The sequence below is a fragment of the Glycomyces algeriensis genome (assembly GCF_027622855.1).
GTDB lineage: Bacteria > Actinomycetota > Actinomycetes > Mycobacteriales > Micromonosporaceae > Glycomyces > Glycomyces algeriensis.
In genome coordinates, this window is the sequence record NZ_JAPZVR010000001.1 from 66,365 (window position 1) to 85,008 (window position 18,644).

Annotated in this window: 15 protein-coding genes and 1 tRNA gene; 13 read left to right on the plus strand and 3 right to left on the minus strand. The window is 68.0% G+C overall.

The genetic code is table 11. The annotated features are described in order from the left end of the window. Positions 1–195 precede the first annotated feature (195 nt). The 10 genes from ald (at position 196) to O2L52_RS00330 (ending at position 8,835) form a co-directional block, all read left to right on the plus strand. Positions 196–1,317 (plus strand): alanine dehydrogenase, encoded by a 1,122-nt coding sequence (gene ald / locus O2L52_RS00285; protein ID WP_270113280.1) that lies wholly within the window; start codon positions 196–198, stop codon positions 1,315–1,317. Between the two features lie 225 nt (positions 1,318–1,542). Then, entirely contained in the window at positions 1,543–2,415 is an 873-nt protein-coding gene (locus O2L52_RS00290; RefSeq protein WP_344474488.1) for a ParA family protein, read from the plus strand. A gap of 133 nt (positions 2,416–2,548) precedes the next feature. Continuing rightward, the gene (locus O2L52_RS00295) at positions 2,549–3,424 is read left to right on the plus strand and encodes a segregation and condensation protein A (protein WP_270113281.1); all 876 of its coding nucleotides are present in this window, start codon (positions 2,549–2,551) and stop codon (positions 3,422–3,424) included. Then, on the plus strand, positions 3,421–4,179 hold the full coding sequence (scpB, locus tag O2L52_RS00300) for an SMC-Scp complex subunit ScpB (protein ID WP_270113282.1): 759 nt from the start codon (positions 3,421–3,423) through the stop codon (positions 4,177–4,179). Before O2L52_RS00295 ends, scpB begins: the two co-directional genes overlap by 4 nt. Beyond that, entirely contained in the window at positions 4,166–4,903 is a 738-nt protein-coding gene (locus O2L52_RS00305) for a pseudouridine synthase (RefSeq protein WP_270113283.1), read from the plus strand. The genes scpB and O2L52_RS00305 overlap by 14 nt, the downstream gene beginning before the upstream one ends. Before the next feature lie 44 nt (positions 4,904–4,947). Next, positions 4,948–5,322, plus strand: coding sequence for a YccF domain-containing protein (locus O2L52_RS00310; protein WP_270113284.1), 375 nt, complete (start codon positions 4,948–4,950; stop codon positions 5,320–5,322). A 101-nt stretch (positions 5,323–5,423) separates the two neighbouring features. Continuing rightward, a complete protein-coding gene (gene cmk, locus O2L52_RS00315) occupies positions 5,424–6,101 on the plus strand; it encodes a (d)CMP kinase (RefSeq protein ID WP_270113285.1) in 678 nt (225 codons plus the stop codon). After that, positions 6,094–7,485, plus strand: a complete 1,392-nt coding sequence (gene der / locus O2L52_RS00320; RefSeq protein ID WP_270113286.1) for a ribosome biogenesis GTPase Der — start codon at positions 6,094–6,096, stop codon at positions 7,483–7,485. Before cmk ends, der begins: the two co-directional genes overlap by 8 nt. Before the next feature lie 85 nt (positions 7,486–7,570). Beyond that, a tRNA-Pro gene (locus O2L52_RS00325) sits at positions 7,571–7,644 on the plus strand. Positions 7,645–8,040: 396 nt separating this feature from the next. Next, complete coding sequence (locus tag O2L52_RS00330; protein ID WP_270113287.1) at positions 8,041–8,835, plus strand: thioesterase family protein; 795 nt, start codon at positions 8,041–8,043, stop codon at positions 8,833–8,835. Between the two features lie 111 nt (positions 8,836–8,946). Here O2L52_RS00330 and O2L52_RS00335 read toward each other — a convergent pair whose 3' ends face one another. Then, positions 8,947–10,221, minus strand: coding sequence for a glycoside hydrolase family protein (locus O2L52_RS00335; protein WP_270113288.1), 1,275 nt, complete (start codon positions 10,219–10,221; stop codon positions 8,947–8,949). A 227-nt stretch (positions 10,222–10,448) separates the two neighbouring features. On the opposite strand from O2L52_RS00335, the gene O2L52_RS00340 reads away from it, so the two are divergent. From O2L52_RS00340 to O2L52_RS00350, 3 genes are all read left to right on the plus strand, one after another. Next, a complete protein-coding gene (locus tag O2L52_RS00340; protein WP_270113289.1) occupies positions 10,449–11,936 on the plus strand; it encodes a family 43 glycosylhydrolase in 1,488 nt (495 codons plus the stop codon). Between the two features lie 2 nt (positions 11,937–11,938). Further along, entirely contained in the window at positions 11,939–13,417 is a 1,479-nt protein-coding gene (locus O2L52_RS00345; protein WP_270113290.1) for a family 43 glycosylhydrolase, read from the plus strand. Between the two features lie 212 nt (positions 13,418–13,629). Next, entirely contained in the window at positions 13,630–14,640 is a 1,011-nt protein-coding gene (locus O2L52_RS00350) for a LacI family DNA-binding transcriptional regulator (RefSeq protein ID WP_270113291.1), read from the plus strand. Positions 14,641–14,694: 54 nt separating this feature from the next. Here the strand turns inward: O2L52_RS00350 and O2L52_RS00355 are convergent, their stop codons facing one another. Both O2L52_RS00355 and O2L52_RS00360 read right to left on the minus strand, forming a co-directional pair. Continuing rightward, complete coding sequence (locus O2L52_RS00355) at positions 14,695–17,067, minus strand: glycosyl hydrolase 53 family protein (protein ID WP_270113292.1); 2,373 nt, start codon at positions 17,065–17,067, stop codon at positions 14,695–14,697. 18 nt (positions 17,068–17,085) lie between these two features. Next, positions 17,086–18,591 carry an RICIN domain-containing protein gene (locus O2L52_RS00360; protein ID WP_270113293.1) on the minus strand — a complete coding sequence of 502 codons (1,506 nt, stop codon included), beginning with the start codon at positions 18,589–18,591 and terminating at the stop codon, positions 17,086–17,088. Between the last annotated feature and the right edge of the window lie 53 nt (positions 18,592–18,644).

Sequence of the window (18,644 nt, forward strand, 5' to 3'; positions counted from 1 at the left end):
TAACAACGAAGGCGCACGCTCACATGGCCCGTCGCATCATGGTGCGGCGGGCCGCTTTACGATCACGGCGACGACGCCGTCCGAACCGCTGAACCCACAAGGAATGCGGGCTCCAGGACATCCGGCGTCCTAGACTGCCCGTGCGGGATGCCGACCGGCCCCGAACTGGCACAACGCTTCGGAAGGAACCCGCACGTGAAAGTCGCCGTCCCCCGCGAGATCAAGAACAACGAGTACCGCGTCGCCCTCACCCCCGCCGGGGTCCACGAGCTCGTCGCCGCCGGCCACGACGTCGCGATCGAGACCGGCGCCGGCACCGGCTCCGCGATCAGCGACAACGACTACCGCGAGGCCGGGGCGCTCATCTACCCCGACGCCGACTCCACTTGGGCCGCAGGCGATCTCGTCCTCAAGGTCAAGGAGCCGATCCAGGCCGAGTTCCACCGGATGCAGCCCGGTCAGACCCTCTTCACCTACCTCCACCTCGCCGCGGGCGCCGACTGCACCGAAGCGCTCCTCGAGCACCACGTCACCGGCATCGCCTACGAGACCGTGCAGACCGCCGACGGCCGCCTGCCGCTCCTGGCGCCCATGAGCGAGGTGGCCGGACGCCTCGCCGTCCAGGCCGGCGCCTACCACCTGCAGCGCCCCGAAGGCGGCCGCGGCACCCTCATGGGCGGCGTCCCCGGGACCGCACCCGCGCGCGTGGTCATCATCGGCGCGGGCGTCTCCGGCATGAACGCCGCCGCCATCGCCGTCGGGATGCGCGCCGACGTCGAGCTCCTCGACCTCAACGTCGACAAGCTCCACATCGCCGACGACCTGTACCAGGGCCGCCTGCGCACCATCGTCTCCAACCGCTTCGAGGTCAAGCGCGCCTGCAGCGAGGCCGACCTCGTCATCGGCGCCGTCCTCGTCCCGGGAGCCAAGGCCCCCACCGTGGTCGACGACGAAGTGCTCGCCGAGATGAAGGACGGCGCGGTCCTCGTCGACATCGCGATCGACCAGGGCGGCTGCTTCGCGTACTCCAAGCCCACCACCCACGACGACCCCACGTTCACCCACGCGGGCAAACTCTTCTACTGCGTCGCGAACATGCCCGGGGCCGTGCCGAACACGTCGACGTACGCGCTGACGAACGCCACCCTCCCGTACGTCATGAAGCTCGCCAACCTCGGCTGGGCCGCGGCGCTCAAGGCCGACCCGGCCCTCGCGCGCGGCCTCAACACGTACGCCGGGCAGGTCGTCAACGAACCGGTCGCGATCACGCATCACCTGCCGCTCAAGCCGATCGCGCAGGTGCTCGCGGAGAACTGACGTCCCAACAGGACTCGGGCCCCACGCCGCACAGCGGGCGAACTCACGCCGGGTGCCTCGGAGTCTCCCAAGCCGTCGACAGCCTCGATACACTGACGTACAGTCGCTAAGACAGGCAATGGTGAGACGCCCGGCACCCGGTGTCGACCTCGCACCCGGAGGCGCGAAGAAATGAGCAGTGTGGACAGCAACGACAAATGGGCGGCCTTGCGGGGCGCCGCGCAGATGCCTCCCGCTGACCCCGACAGTGATCTCTCCTCGCCCGATCCCGAGGCCTACACGAACAAGCGCGAGATCCCGCAGCCCCAGCCGCTGGAACGCCACGGCCCGGCCCGCGTCATCGCCATGGCCAACCAGAAGGGCGGGGTGGGCAAGACCACCACGACCATCAACCTTGGTGCGGCCCTTGCCGAATACGGCCGCAAGGTGCTCATGGTCGACTTCGACCCGCAGGGCGCGCTCTCGGTCGGCTTCGGCACCAACCCCCACACCCTCGACCTCACCGTCTACAACCTCCTCATGCAGGACGACGTCGACATCGACGACGTCATGGTCAAGACGAACGTCGCGGGCCTGCGCCTCCTCCCGGCCAACATCGACCTCTCGGCCGCGGAGATCCAGCTCGTCAACGAGGTCGCCCGCGAGCAGACCCTCGCCCGCGTCCTGCGGCCGGTCATCCCCGACTTCGACTACATCCTCATCGACTGCCAGCCCTCCCTGGGGCTCTTGACGATCAACGCGCTCACCGCCGCGCACTCCGTGCTCGTCCCGCTCGAGTGCGAGTTCTTCTCGCTGCGCGGCGTCGCCCTCCTCCTCGACACCGTCGACAAGGTCCGCGAGCGCCTCAACTACGACCTCGAGCTCGACGGCATCCTCGCGACCATGTACGACTCGCGCACCACGCACTCGCGCCAGGTCCTCCAGCGCGTCGTGGAAGCCTTCGGCGACAAGGTGTTCTCCACCGTCATCACCCGCACCGTGCGCTTCCCCGAGACCACCGTCGCCGGCGAGCCCATCACCACCTGGGCCCCCGCCTCCTCCGGCGCGCGGGCCTACCGCCAGCTCGCCCGCGAACTCATCGCGGCGACCGACAAGTGATCACCGACAGGTGGGCACCGAGAAGTGAGCACCGAGAAGTGGGCACCGACAAATAGGGCCCCGAAGTCCTTACGCCCCATGAAACCCGGAGTTCACCCCGTAGTGGTCCGGGCGCCCGACTAAGCTTGCGTCCGTGACCGACCAGCAGCCGCCCCAGCTCCCGACCCAGCGGGAGGGCGAACCGGAGGAGGCCGAGAGCGGCTTCCACGTCCGGCTCGCCAATTTCGAGGGCCCGTTCGACCTGCTGCTCCAGCTCATCGGCAAGCACAAGCTCGACGTCACCGAACTCGCCCTCCACCAGGTCGCCTCCGAGTTCATCACCTACGTCACCGGCCTCGACGACGCCTGGAACCTCGAGGAGACCTCCGAGTTCCTCCTCATCGCCGCCACCCTCCTCGACCTCAAGACCGCCCGGCTCCTGCCCGGCACCGTCGTCGACGACGAAGAGGACCTCGCCCTCCTCGAAGCCCGCGACCTCCTCTTCGCCCGGCTCCTGCAGTACAAGGCCTACAAAGAGGCCGCCGGCGCCATCGCGACCTTCGTCGAGTCCGCCTCGACCCGCATCCCCCGCAACGTCGGCCTCGAAGACCGCTACAAGGGCCTGCTCCCCGAACTCATCCTCGACCTCACCCCCGAGGAGTTCGCCGCGCTGGCGGGCAAGGCGATGAAACCCAAACCGCCGCCCACCGTCGGCACCGGCCACATCCACATGCAGCGCGTCTCCGTGCGCGAGCACGCCGTCATCATCTCCCGCCGCCTCCAGCGCGTCCAGACCGCGACCTTCCGGGCCCTCACCTCCGACTGCGAGTCCCACCTCGAAGTCGTCGCCCGGTTCCTCGCCCTCCTGGAGCTCTACCGCGAGGCCCTCGTCGGCTTCGAGCAGATGCAGGCCCTCGGCGAGCTCACCGTCCGCTGGCTCGGCGGGAACGTCACCGAGATCGACGTCGACGAGTACGCGGGAGCACCCGCGGAACTGCAGGCACCACCGGGGGAGGAACCGAGCACATGACCGAGCACCTGGGGGAGTCCCTCGAGCAGGACCTGGCGACGTGGAAGATGCCCGGCGCGCGCCAGGAGGCCGCGCCGCTGCGCCCCGACACGCCCGCCGACGAACCGCTCGCCGAAGGCGACGAGTACGCGGCCGCGCTGGCCGCCGTCCCCGCCCAAGCCGCGGAGGACGCGGAACCCGAGGTCACGGGCACGAGGCCCGTCCCCGACGACGTCGACCTCGGCGCCGTCCTGGAGGCGATCCTCATGATCGCCGAAGAGCCGCTGAGCGAGGAGTTCCTCTCCTCGGTATTGGAGCGGCCACGTTCACAGGTGCGCGAGCAACTGGGCCGACTCAGCGCCGAATACACTGGTGACGGACGCGGATTCGATCTGCGTCGCCAAGCCGGCGGCTGGCGCTTCTACACCCGGGCCGACTACGCCCCGTACGTGGAGCGTTTCGTCACCGACGGCGCCTCCGCCCGCCTCACCAAGGCGGCGTTGGAGACGCTCGCCGTGGTGGCCTACAGGCAGCCGGTCACCCGCGGCCGCATCTCGGCCATCCGGGGCGTGAACTGCGACGGCGTCATGCGCACGCTCGTCGCGCGCGGCCTGGTCGAGGAGTGCGGGACCGACCCGGACTCGACGGCGACGCTCTACCGCACCACCACCCTGTTCTTGGAGAAGATCGGACTGGACACGGTCGCCCAGCTGCCAGAGCTGGCACCGTTCCTACCGGACGACGTGACGGATATCGAGGAAGATGAACAACGCTGACGAAGAGGGCATCCGCCTGCAGAAAGTCCTGTCGCAGGCCGGGATCGCCTCCCGCCGTGCCGCAGAGGACCTGATCACCCGCGGCAAGGTGAAGGTCAACGGCGAGCGCGCCCACCTGGGCCAGCGCGTGGACACGTCGAAGGACGTCATCCACGTCTCCGGCAAGCGGGTCATGACCGACGTCGACAAGGTGTACTTCGCGATCAACAAGCCGCGCGGCATCGTCTCGACCATGGAGGACGACGAGGGCCGCCGCTGCCTCGCCGAGTTCGCCAAGGGCATCGACCAGCGCGTCTTCCACGTGGGCCGGCTCGACACCGACTCCGAGGGCCTGCTGCTGCTCACCAACGACGGGGAGCTGGCCAACCGCATCATGCACCCCTCGCACGGGCTGCCGAAGGTCTACCGGGCGCAGGTCGCCGGGATCATGGACCGCGCCACCTGGAACAAGCTGCTCAAGGGCGTCGAGCTCGACGACGGCATCGCGAAGGCCGACAAGCTCAAGATCATCGACGAGCACGCCGGCCAGTCGTTGATCGAGATCACCATCCACGAGGGCCGCAAGCACATTGTGAGGCGGCTCATGGACGAGGTCGACCACCACGTCTCGCGCCTCGTGCGCACCGAGATGGGCCCGGTCAAGCTGCGCAACCTCAAGCCGGGGACGCTCCGCAGGCTCACTCCGAACGAGGTGGGGGAGCTGTACCGCGAGGTCGGACTCTAGCTGGCTGTACTGACGGAAGGGCATGGCCCGGTTAATGTTCGGGCATGTCAACGATTCTGAACGTGATCTGGTTCGTGCTGGCCGGGCTCTGGCTCGCGATCGGCTACTTCCTCACGGGTCTGCTCTTCTGCATCTTCATCGTGACCATCCCGTTCGGCATCGCCAACATGCGCCTGGCCGGGTACGTCCTGTGGCCGTTCGGGCGGACCGTCGTCTACGACCGGAACGCCGGCTGCTTCTCGCTGCTGGGCAACGTGCTGTGGCTGATCCTGTTCGGCTGGGAGCTCGCGCTGGCGCACCTCGTCACCGGGTTCCTCCAGGCGATCACGATCATCGGCATCCCGCTGGCGGTGGCGAACTGGAAGATGATCCCGATGGCGCTGTGGCCGATGGGCGCGCGAGTGGTGGAGAAGCGCTGATCGGGCGAGTCCCCAATAGTGAGGTCATTCCACACCTCACCAGGTATAACCGGGCATGATGTAGGTTTGCTTGGTTTGCAGTTGAAGAACGGAGCGCGACAGTGCCTGAGCAGAAGAGCGGACCGGTCGTCGCGATCGACGGCCCGTCCGGGGCCGGGAAGTCGACCGTGGCCAAGACCTTGGCGACGGCGATCGACGCCGCGTACCTCGACACCGGCGCCATGTACCGCGCCGCGACGCTGGCGGTCCTCAACGCCGGCGTCGACCCCTCGCAGACCGCGCAGGTCACCAAGGCCGTGAAGAACGCGAAGCTCGAGTTCGGGACCACCCCCGAGGACCCGTTCACCCGCGTCGACGGCGAGGACGCCGACCTGGCGATCCGCGGCGACGACGTGACGAAGGCGGTCTCGGCGGTGGCCGGGAACAAGTCGGTGCGGAAGTTCCTCATCGACGAGCAGCGGCGGATCATCGCCGATGCCAAGGCGGGCATCGTGGTCGAAGGCCGCGACATCGTCTCGGTCGTCGCTCCCGACGCCGACGTGAAGGTCTACCTGACCGCCGACCCGGTGGAGCGCGCCAAGCGGCGCGCCGCCGAGAACGGCGCCGACGCGAACGCCACCGCGAAGGACATCGAACGGCGGGACACCGCCGACTCGAAGACCACCAAACCCCTGGAGGCTCCGGAGGGGGCCGTGGTGATCGACTCCACGACGCTGCCGATCGTGGAGGTAGTGGCCAAGATTCTGGCCTTGCTGAGCAACAGGGAAATTGATGACTGACGAAGTGACCTGGACCGGCGACGACGGTTGGAGCGAGAGCGACGACGTCGACGAACGCGGTCCGGTCCCGACGGTGGCCGTTGTCGGCCGCCCCAACGTGGGCAAGTCGACACTGGTGAACCGCATCCTGGGCCGCCGCGCCGCGGTGGTGCAGGACGAGCCGGGCGTGACCCGCGACCGCGTGGCGTACGACGCCGAATGGGCCGGGCGCGAATTCAGCCTGGTCGACACCGGCGGCTGGGACCCTGACGCCGAGGGCATGGCGAAGTCCATCGCCCTGCAGGCCGAGCTGGCGATGCGCACCGCGGACGTGATCGTGTTCGTGGTCGACTCCCGCGTGGGCCCCACGGACGCCGACGAGGCGGCCGTGCGCATTCTGCGCTCGACCCGCAAGCCGGTGATCCTCGTGGCCAACAAGGCCGACTCGGAGCGCCAGGAGGCCGAGGTCCATGAGCTGTGGAGCCTGGGCCTGGGCGAGCCGTTCCCGATCTCGGCGCTGCACGGCCGCAACTCGGGCGACCTGCTCGACAAGATCATCTGGGCGTTCCCCGAGGAGCCCACGGGCCAGCTCAAGGAGCGCGGCCCCCGCAAGGTGGCCCTCGTCGGCCGCCCGAACGTCGGCAAGTCGAGCCTGCTCAACCGGATCGCCGGCGAGGAGCGCGCGGTCGTCGACAACGTCGCGGGCACCACGGTCGACCCGGTCGACTCGCTCGTGGCGATCGACGGCGAGGACTGGGTCCTGGTCGACACGGCCGGCCTGCGCAAGCGCGTCAAGTTCGCCTCGGGCACCGAGTACTACGCCTCGCTGCGCACTGAGGCGGCCGTGGAGGCCGCCGAGGTCGCTCTGGTCCTCCTGGACGCCTCCGAGCCCATCAGCGAGCAGGACCAGCGGGTCCTGACGCAGGTGACCGAGTCCGGGCGCGCGATGGTCCTGGCGTTCAACAAGTGGGACCTCGTGGACGAGGACCGGCGCTACTACCTGGAGAAGGAGATCGACCGCGAACTCGGCCAGGTCTCCTGGGCCCCGCGCGTCAACGTCTCGGCCATGACCGGCCGCGCCGTGGAGAAGATCGCCCGCGCCCTGCGTGAGGCCCTGGAAGGCTGGGGCCAGCGCGTCAGCACCGGTGAGCTGAACAAGTGGATCAGCGACCTCCAGGCCGCCACGCCGCACCCGGTGCGCGCGAACAAGGCCCCGAAGGTCATCTACGCGACCCAGGCCGCCGCCGAGCCGCCGCGCTTCCTGCTCTTCACGAACGCGCCGTTCGACAAGCAGTACTTGAAGTTCATCCAGCGCAAGCTCCGCGAGGACTTCGGTTTCGTCGGGACGCCCATCGACCTGGTGGTCAAACCCCGCGAATCCCGCAAGAAGGACAAGCGGAAATAGCCATTCTCACACCGGGGACCTCGCCGCAGAGGCCCCCAGGACCATAGGCTAAAGTTGGGTCCGCCGCGGACAACGCGGCGGAAAACGGGCTGTGGCGCAGCTTGGTAGCGCACTTGACTGGGGGTCAAGGGGTCGCAGGTTCAAGTCCTGTCAGCCCGACAGTGAAGCCCCAGGCCGGGGACAATGTCCCAGGCCTGGGGCATTGTCGTATGCAGCTCTCGCTTGTCATTCGCTTGTCTCGATGAACCAGGATGCCTCGGATCGCCTCGGCACGGAACTCCCTGGCTCTATGATCCGGGTCACTCGCGAGCGATCCAACTTGAAGGCCCATGACTGCATGCGTTGCTGCAGAACCAGACTTGCGCCGGGACGAAGCGGCTATCCTGGTCCGGCCCAGCAAGCGCCGATCGGCGTCGGGGAGATCGGGCGTAGTCAGGGTGAAGCGGTACGCCCCTCCTGGGCATCGAGATGCAGGGACGTTCGCATACATTCGCCCGATGAGCTTCAACGCCGCCAGATGCAGCGGTGAAATCGTCCTGCTCACGAGAAGCCGCCGTGACCGCAACCGCTGAAAGCTACTTCATCCGTCTCGATCAGCACCGCTACCGGCCTACGGATGCGACCAGCGGCGCCTGGAACACCGCCGAGCAGCACATCAGCCCCATGAACGGGTTGATCGTCCAGGCCGTGGAACGATTCTGCAGTGAGCGTGGGCCCGACCCGATGGCTCTCAGCCGGATCAGCATCGACATTCTCGGCGCGCTTCCCATGGAACCGTTCAGCGTCGTTGTCGAGGTGATCCGGCCAGGTCGTACCATTGAACTGCTCGAGGCGGTAGTCACCTCAGGTGGACGCCCAGCCGTCCGTGCCCGGATCTGGCGCACCATCGGCACCGACACCACCCAGGTCGCGGGCGGCGAAGCCGACCGGCTCCCTGACCCCAACGATTGCGAACTCCTAGTGCTGAGCGACGACTGGCCCGGCGGCTACATCGACTCGATCAAATTGCGGTCGGTCGGGACTCCGGAGCCGGGCCGCGGCACAGCTTGGGTCTCGACGGGCACTTCCCTCGTCGCAGACGAGCCCTCGAGCGACCTTGCACGACTCGTCGGTTTGGCGGACACGGCCAACGGCTTTTGCATGCGTGAGTCCATGGACTCTTGGTTGTTCCCCAACGTCGACTTGGCGATCCAACTGTTTCGTCAACCGACCGGAGTTCGGCTCGGTCTCGACACGACCGTCGTGTTCGGACCGAGCGGGCTCGGTGTCACCACCACGGCTCTTCATGACGACGCTGGCCACTTCGGCTACGCACAGCAGTCCCTGACCATCCGAGCCCGCGGCAAGTAGCCGTGGTCAACCCGCTTGGCCGTTCCCAAAACCGTTTCTAACAGCGTGGTCAGTGGGGCGGGATTGGAGGGCCGGCCCGTATTTGGGCGGGGATGATTACCAGGTGCGTCTTCAACGCGACTGCGGCACGACCAGGCGGTCAACGGTCACTCGGTGGTCGACCGCGCCGAAGCGGTTGCCGGCCTTGTCTTTCCAGACTGGTGCTTCACCGGTGACGGTGATGCGCAGTCGATATTCGCTCGTCGGCAGGCGGGGGCTCACGTACCGCAGGCCATGTTCTGCTTGCAGGCTGTAGAAGTCGACCAGCAGCTCGTGGACGCGATCATCGCCTGCAGCGTCGAAGATCTCGACCAGGGCGTAGCCGCTGCTCTGATCAGCTGAGCCGTGCACCGCGACTTGATTTCCGGAGAATGGCACTTCGACGAACGCACCGCGTTCCCGGGACGAAAAGCCGATCTCCAGCTCCGCGCCCTGGAGATCCGTCTCCGCCGCAGACTCGGGACTCCAGCTGGGGAGAAAGCGCGGCAAGGTGATCGCGTCCGATTCGATGTGCAGTGGCAGCCACACGTAGGTTGCCGCTGAGGCCTGGTGCGGGAATGACCACCGGTCGCCCATGTACATGTGGACTGTTTCGCCGTCCCGCCGCAGCGAAAGTACGAAGGTGCATTGCGAGTTGTGAGTCAGAGCGCCTTCGGGCGCGATGAGGCCCCGATGGGTCCATGGGCCGTCCACTGACGGCGCCGACAGGTAGTAATTGTCGTTGCGTTCCCAGCTCGTCTTGTTCGAGAACAGCAGGTAGTACCGGCCCTCCTTCTCGAGCATCGCCGGCGACTCGCCTCCCGGTGCCAGGCCGGAAGCGACCAGGTGGTCTGCAGTCGCGTAGTCCGCGCTGAGCCGGTAGATGTCGCCGTCGTGCACGAGGAGGTACCCCGTGCCGTCGCGATCTTGGAAGGTGCCCATGTCCCAGCGCCGGATCGGTTCGCCGCGGTAGTGCAGCGCGCCCTGGAACTGGTATTCGCCGGCGATCCCGTCACTGACGGCCATCCCGATGTGCGGATCGGCGTATCCGAGGTCGTCGCAGTGCATGTACATCATGTACTTGCCGGTACTGGGGCATCGCATCACCTTGACGCGCTCGCCGATCCGGCCCGGCCCGAGCAGCCCGTCATCTTGGCGCGGCAGCACGATCCGCTCGAACGTCCAGTGCACCAAATCGGGGGAGGAATAGCAGGAGAAGCCGATGAACGTGTTCTCGTCGTCGGTCTTGTACTCGCCGAACAGGTAATAGCGCCCGGCCTCTTCGACGATGCAGCCGCCGTGGGCGTTGACCGGGGCGCCCCGGTCGTCGAACCAGGGAACACCGTTGATGATCGAGTTGTCCGTCATGGCGGGACCGTGCCTCCGGAATCGAGACGGGGAAGCGCGGAATGCGCTTGCCGATTGTATGGTGTTCAGCTGCATCTTGACAACGGCCTCAGGGACAGCTCCGCCCCCAACCTCTTGGCGCGGGGATGGCAACCGGTTCGATTGCCATTGCTCGAACTCTTGTGTAACGATCCATGTGTCCGATAACATCGACGAATCTCTATTCCTCACAAGAGATCGGTACGCACATGAGCAAGCAGCACGGGCGGCGCAGATCCTGGTACGCCGGGCTCGCCGCCGCGATCATCGCGGCGGCAGGCCTGGCCTTCCTCGCGCCCACGACCGCGAACGCGGCCATCGACACCAGCGCGGACTACGTCCTCACCAGCCGCCACTCCGGCCTGGTCTTCGACATCGATGGCCGCTCCACCGCCGAGAATGCCGGCCTCATCCAGTGGACCCGCACCGACGCGACCAACCAGCAGTTCAAGTTCGTCGACGCGGGAGGGGGCTACTACCGCATTCAATCCCGGCACAGCGGCAAAGTCCTCGGCCTGCAGAACCAGTCCACCGCCGACGGCGCGAACGTCGTCCAAGAGACTGACGCGAACGCCACCGACCAGCAGTGGACGGTCACCGAGTCCGGCGGCTACGCGTCCTTCGTGAACCGCCTGTCGGGCAAGGCGCTCGACGTGTGGGAGTGGTCGACCGCCGCGGGCGGGCGCATCTCCCAGTACACCGCCACCGGCGGCACCAACCAGCAGTGGTCCCTCACCGCCCTCGGCACCGGCAACCCCGGCCAGACCGACTGCGCGAGCGGCCCGACGCAGCCGCCGAGTATCGGCGGCACCCTCGGCGCCCACGACCCCGCCCTGTGGGCCGGGTGCACCGGGCAGCCCTGGTTCGTCTACGCCACCGGTGACGGCCGCTTCGGCGGCGGCACGCCCCCGATCTTCCGCTCCACCAACGGCGGCCAGACCTGGCAGCACGCCGGATACATGTGGAACACCAAGCCCGCCTGGACCTCCCAGCAGATCCCCGGCTCCGAGAACATCTGGGCGCCCGAGATCCACTACGACGCCGCCCAAGGCCTCTACTACCTCTACTACTCGGTCTCGACCTTCGGCTCCCAGCGCTCGGCCATCGGCCTCGCCACCAGCCCCAGCCTCGACCCGTCCGCGTCCAACTTCGGCTGGACCGACAAGGGCGTGGTCTTCCAGTCCTACAACGGCAACGCCTACAACGCGATCGACGCGAACATCGTCGTGGACGCCGCGGGCAAGCACTGGATGGTCTTCGGCTCCTGGCAACAGGGCATCCACACCATCGAGCTCGACTGGCCCTCAGGCAAGCCCAAGGCCGGCGCCACCCCGATCCGCCTCGCCACCAAGAGCGGCGGCATCGAAGGCCCGTCCATGACCTACCACAACGGCTACTACTACCTGTTCACCTCGATCGGCACCTGCTGCGCCGGGGCGAACTCGACCTACAAGATCACCGTGGGCCGCTCGACCTCGCCGACCGGACCGTTCGTCGACGCCGCCGGCGTCGACATGCGCAACGGCGGCGGCACCGTGGTCCTCGGGGCGTACGGCGGCAACGTCGCCTCCGGCGGGCAATCGATCCACAGAGGATTCATGGCGTACCACGCGTACGGCTCGGGCGGCGGCTTCGCGCTCGACATCGAGAAGATCGAATGGAACTCGGCGGGCTGGCCCGTCCTGAACGGGAGCTGACCATGCCACTGCACACTCGCCGGCGCTGGCGCACTTTCCTCGCGCTCGCGCTCACCACCGCACTCACGGCCCTCGGCCTCGTCGCGGCCTCCAACGCCCCGGCTCAGGCCGCCGTCACACCCGGCACCTGGTACGTCATCACCAGCGCCCACTCCGGTCTCGCCCTCGACGTCAAGAACGCGTCGACTGCGGCCGGAGCCGAACTCACCCAATGGAACCGCACCGACGGCACGAACCAGCAGTTCCGGTTCGTGGACGCCGGCGGCGGCTACTACAAGATCCAGGTCAGGCACACGAATATGGTGCTTGACCTCTACCAGAAGAACACCGCGGACGGCGCGACCATCGCGCAGTGGAACGACCTCGGCGGCACGAACCAGCAGTGGTCCGTGCGCGAGCACTCGGACGGCTCGTACAGCTTCATCAACCGGCTCTCGGGCAAGGCCCTCGACCTGTGGGAATGGTCGACCACTCCGGGCAGCCGCATCTCGCAGTACACGTACGAGGGCTCGAACGCCCAGAAGTGGCGGCTGAACCAGGTCGGCGGCGGCAGCCAGACCACCCTCGCCAACCCGATCCGCAGCAACGGCGCCGACCCCTGGATCGAGTACTGGGACGGCTACTACTACATGTCCACCACCACCTGGAGCTCAACGGTCATCATGCGCCGCGCCACCACCCTGGCCGGTCTGAAGACCGCGAGCGACACCGTGGTCTGGAACGACGCGAACACCCCGAGCCGCTGCTGCTCGCACTGGGCGCCGGAGTTCCACCGCATCAACGGCGTCTGGTACCTGATGTACACCTCCGGGAACTCGCAGACGAACCTCGACGGACAGAAGCTCCACGTGCTGCGCTCGACGAGCTCGACCCCCATGGGGCCGTACGAGTTCATGGGCACGCCGCTGCCGAACCAGTGGAACATCGACGGCTCGTACCTGGAGTTGAACGGCAGCCTCTACCTGATGTGGAGCGAATGGGTCGGCGCGGACCAGTCGATCCGCATCGCGGCCATGTCGAACCCCTGGACCGTCACCGGCGCGCACGCCACGATCTCGCGGCCCAGCCACAGCTGGGAGACCATTGGTGGGCGCGTCAACGAGGCCCCGGCCGTGCTCCAGCACGACGGGAGGACGTTCGTGACGTTCTCGGCCTCCTCGTGCAACACGCCGGACTACAAGCTGGGGCTGCTCGAGCTCACCGGCTCGAACCCACTTTCGGCCTCGTCGTGGACCAAGAAGTCGACGCCGGTGCTCCAGCGCGGCAACGGCGTCTACGGGCCGGGCCACAACGGGTTCTTCACCTCGCCGGACGGCACCGAGCAGTGGCTGGTCTACCACGGCAATACCTCGACCAGCCAAGGCTGCGGCGACACCCGCCAGACGCGCGTCCAGAAGATCACCTGGAACGCGGACGGCACACCGAACTTCGGTACGCCGGTCGCCAGCGGCGTCCAGTTCCCCGCACCCTCAGGAGAGTGACCGCCACGACCGCATGACCAGCGCCCGGCCGGATCCACCGGCCGGGCGCCGGCCGTTCTGCCCCTGATGTCGCCGTTACGCCAGCGGCAATCGATGGCCGCCGATGCGTCCAGTGGTGTTCGATAGGATTCGATGCGATGGCGCCCGCCGCGATGCGAGTCCTCGCGTTCGCTGCGGTGGAGGTGCCAAAGCATTCGGGCAGGAAACGGGCGGTGGGTGCGGTGAATCGCGGCAAGGTCACCATGAGCGACGTCGCGCGGCTCGCGGGCGTATCCCCGATGACCGTCTCCAACGTCGTCAACGACCGGGTCCCCGTCAGCGACAGAGCCCGTGAACGGGTCCTGGCGGCGATTCGCGAATCCGGCTACCAGGTCAACGCCGCGGCGCGGCACCTCCGGTCAGGGCGCAGCGGGGTCATCGGGCTCGCCGTCCCCCAGATCGGCAACGCCTACTTCGGGATGCTTGCCGAACTGGTCATCGAGGAGGCGCGGGGCCACGGCTACCACGTCGCGATCGAGCAGACCGGGGCCCTCGCCACCGGCGAGGCCGCGGCGATCGACCAGTCGCGCAGGCTTCAGTTCGACGGGCTCATCCTGTCGGCAGTGGAGATCGAGTCGCTGGTGCCCGACAACGGCAATCCGATCGTGCTGCTCGGCCAGCAGGACCTGGCAGGCCGCTTCGACCACGTCACAGTGCCGAACGAAGCCGGCACCGCCGCGGCCACCGAGCACCTGATCGATCAGGGATGCCAGCGCATCGCGGTCGTGACCGGGGGCGATCTGCACCGCCTCACCATGTTCACCCGCCGCTACAACGGCTACCGCTCCGCGCTGGAGAACCGCGGGATCAAGCCCGATCCGCAACTGCGGTTCACGGTCGATGCGCTCACGCGGGAAGGCGCCCGGGCCACCGGACACCGGATCGCCGACGCGGATCTGGGCATCGACGGCGTGGTGGCCTTCAACGACACCACTGCGATGGGGGTCATGCGCGGCCTGCAGGACCGGGGTGTCAGCGTCCCGGGCGACATGCGCGTCATCGGGTTCGACGACGTCCCCGAATCCGCGGTCTACATTCCCTCGCTGTCCACGGTCAGCCCCGATCACCGGTGGAAGGCCGCCAAGGCGGTCGAACTCGTCGTCGCGCGGATCGCCGACCCCGATACGCCTCCGCGTGAGTTCACCGCCCCGTTCACCGTCATCCGGCGGGAATCCACTTCCTGAGCTCCGATATGGCGCTGCGGCCGCCCTGGCGCGGGCGGCCGCAGGTCCGTCGGGTCAGAGGCCGGCGCACTGCCCGGTCCTGGGTCCCTTCACTTCGTTGGCCGCACCGTTGTTCACGGGGGCCGGTGCACTGCCAGTGCACGACAGCGGACCGCTGATCTCGTTGCCCGCGATCACGTTCCACCCGTTCGTCCCGACCACGGTCACCGGACCGGATACCTGGTTCGGATCGCAGCCGTGGGCGGGATTGCCCAGGGTGACCGAGGCGCTTCCGGCGAGGCTCACCGGTCCGCTGACGTTCGTGCCGCACAGCATGATCAGTGCCGCTCCGTTCGCGGAGAGCGGGCCGGTGATCCGGGCGCCGTCCGTGACCAGTGCGGCCCCTTCTGCGACGTTCACCGGCCCATACACGCGCGACCCTTCGCTTAGGCAGGTGGTGCCCGAGGCGACCGCGAGCGGACCGTAATGCGTGCCGCTCACCTCTGCATCGCATGCGACGGCGGCGAACTCGTCCACGACATCGATCACCGCGGTCACTTCGCCGTACTCGGTCGTGCCGGCGACCTCGACCCGGCCGGCGGTGCCGGTCGCCCCTGAGGGCGGGTCGTCCCATGCCACCGGGACCGCCGCTTCGGTGCCGTCTGCGGTGGTCAGCACCTGCACCGTCTCGGGCAGGGCGAGAGCGCCGCCAGCCTCGACCGCCGTGTAGACCGTGTCCTCGACGACATGCGTTGCGCGGCTGCGGTTGTAGACGTCGATCGAGGCATTCGGCTCGGAGGTGTTCGCTATGCCGGGCACCGAGCGGAACATCGACTGCCAGCTCGCCGGCTCCCACAGGAGAGCCCCGGCGCCCTGGTTGTCGACGACGTCGTTGACCATCTGGAACACGTGCTGGATCGCGTCGGCCTGGCCTTGGACCGTGCGCGGGAACGTCGAGTTGGGCTGCGTGCCACCGCCCGTGGCCGGGTACGAAGTCTCGGCGATCTCCAGCTTGTACTGCGGGTACGTGGTCGCGAGCGTGTGGAGGTTCGCCTCCATCTGGGCTAGGCTGCCGTGGTGCTCGGGGTAGTACGAGAGGCCGAGCACGTCGAAGTCCTGGCCCTTGGCATTCAGGCGGGTGGTCAGCTGCTGCCAGTACTCGCCGGCCTTGCCCATGCCGCTGATGCGACCGACCACCGAGTGGAGTTCTACTTCGGATTCGGGGGAGGCGTCGCGGACCGCCGCGATGCCGGCGGCCAGGAGTGTCGTGAATCGGTCCCAGGAGTCGAGGTACAGCTGGCGTTCGGCCGGGTTCTCGGAGTACCGGTACTGCCACAGGATGCCGCCGCCGGGCTGGGACTGGTAGACCGACGCCTGGTTGCGGAAGTACGCCGGGTTCGCGCCCGCGTGCACCGCCTCAGTGGAGGGCGCCCCGACGGCTTCGCTGCCCCACATGAACCCGTTGGCGATCTCGTTGCCGACCGCGACCTTGTCCGGCACGGTCCCTTGCGCGACGAGCTGCGACACGTAGTCGTGGGTGTAGTCGTAGACCGCGTCGGTGAGCTCGTCGAATTCCAGTTCGGCCCAGGCTCGCGGTTTGGGCTGCTTGCCCGGGTCGGCCCACGAGTCGGCGTAGTGGAAGTCGATCCCGAGTCCGAGACCGCGCTCCTCGACCCACTGCGCCGAGGTCAAGGTCCGCTCGGGCCCTTGGTAGGGCACCGCGTTCAGGCTGCCGGTGGACTCGTTCCGGGGCTCGTTGAACACGCGCAGTCGCGTGTACTCCATGCCGCGGTCCTGCATGACGTCCAGCAGGTGAGGGCCCGCGCCGCGGTCCTCGGACTGCGGGTGCACCCAGTACTGACGGCCACTGGGATCGTCCATCCAGGACAGGTCCGCGCCGAGGACGACATCGTCCCGCAGGTAGTTGAAGACCTCCAGCTCGCTGATGCCGATCGCCGCACCGGGAGATGCCGCGGTGAGGGCGACGCGCACGAACCGCGTTCCGGGCTGCGTGAACAGATCCACGCCGCCCGAGCCCGGTGCGGCGCCGGCCGACCGGTCCGCAATGCGATCCCACGACTCGCCGTCCGGAGAGGCCTCGACGACGTACTGGTAGACGGCGCCGGGATCAGGAAAGACAACGTGGACCTTCCGGAGGTTGTCGTAGGCGCCGCCCAAATCGAGCTGCAGCCACTGACCCGGGCCGGATTCAGTGGCCAGCCAAGCGGTGTCGGCGTCCTGGTCGACGGCCAGCGCGGCGGTCTCGGCGCCGCTGGCGGCGGTCGCCACCACCCAGGGCTTCGCGGCGAGATTGCTCTCGATCGGCTGGAGGTCCGCCTCTCCGTAGAGGGCCGCGGCTGGCGCGGCCGGTCCGAGGGCGCCTACCAGCGCCCCGGCGAGTACCAGTGCCGCCGATGCACCGGCGGCACTGCGTTGCGGGGGTCTCATGAATGGTTCCTTTCGGTGTCAGCGGAACAAGCCGGCGGGGACGATCCCCTGGGTGCGCATCTCGTTGCGGACGAGCTGCGCGAACTGGTCGGCGCCGTACTCCGAGGTGTGGGTGTTGTCGCTCGCCTCGTTGGTGAGGAACAGGGCCTTGGAGCGCTCCGGGCCGAGCTGCTCGACCAGCTGCTTGGTGAGTGCGGTCAGGTCGATGAGGTCCACGCCCTGCTGCTGCGCGAGGGTCCGCATCTCGCGGGGGAGGTCGACGCCGACACCGTTGACGTGGAGGGCGGTGCCGTTGTTGAGGGTGCCGTCGCTGTTGAACCAGCGGCGGACGATCGGCGTGACGAGGACCGGCACGCCGCCTTGGGCTTCCACACCGTCGATCAGGCGGGTGAGGTTGCTCCTGAAGGTCGCGGCGTTCGTCTGCTTGTCGTTGTGCCCGAACTGGATGAGCACCACGTCGCCGGGTCGGATGAGCGGGCGCATCGTCGGGAAGAGCCGAGAATCGGAGAGGAACGAGCCGGAGCTGTCGCCCGAGTCGGCGTAGTTCGCTACGGAGAGGCCCTGGTTGAAGTACTGCGGGAGCTGCTGCCCCCAGCCGGTGTACGGCCGGGTGGATTGGTCGCAGACGGTGGAGTCCCCGGCGAGGAACAGCTGCGGTTGGCGTGCGGGCGTGACGGTGACGCTGCTCAGGCGCGGCGCGGATCCGCTGAAGTACAGGTCGAGGCCCTGGCTGCCGGTGGAGCCGGTGGGTTGGCCTTCGGGGTTGCGTACGTTGACGGTGAAGCTCTTGGTGACCTGCTGGCCGGCCGCAGTGGTAGTGGTGCCGAGCATGGTGCGGCGCGCTTCCGCGGTGACCGAGGTCGAGCCGGCCTGTGCGCCGCCGAGGACCACGGTGACGTCGTAGGTGCCCGGTGCGACGTTGTAGCGGCAGGTGATCGACGCGGTGCCGGTGCAGCCTTCGAGGCTGCCGCCCGGTCCGCCCTCGTCGTCGACGGGGATGAGCTGGAACTGCTGGTTGGTGCCGCCGTTGGCGGTGTACTGACTGATGCGGGTGCCCGGGGTCGTCGAGCGTTCCCAGACGTCGAGGGCCTTCCCGGAGAGCCGGTTGATGATCGTGGCGTAGCCGCCGCTCTCCTGGACCTGCCACTGCTGGTTGGTGGAGTTCTGGTCGGTGTACTGGGCGATGGTCGCGCCGTCGGCCAGGCTCTTTCCCCAGACGTCGAGCACCTGGCCCGAGTGGCGGGCCTGGATCCGGTAGTACCCGCCGCCGGCGTCGATGAAGCGGAACTGCTGGTGCTGGGCGTCGGTCCGGTTCGCCTGCACTAGACCGGCACCGGTCGCGGTGGAGCCGCCCTGGATCTCGAAGACGAGTCCCGAGGACCTCGACTGGATGACGTACCAGGCCGAGGCGTCAGGCGCGGCCGAGGCCCCAGTGGGGGCGATGACGAGGAAGGCGAGGACTACTGCGGCGGCGGCCAGGAAGGTCGCCGACCGCCGCAGCCATCGCGCGGGGGAGAAGCGCATGAGCGCTCCAATCTCTGGAGAGTCGAATGGGTTGTGGCAGTTAGGGAGCGCCG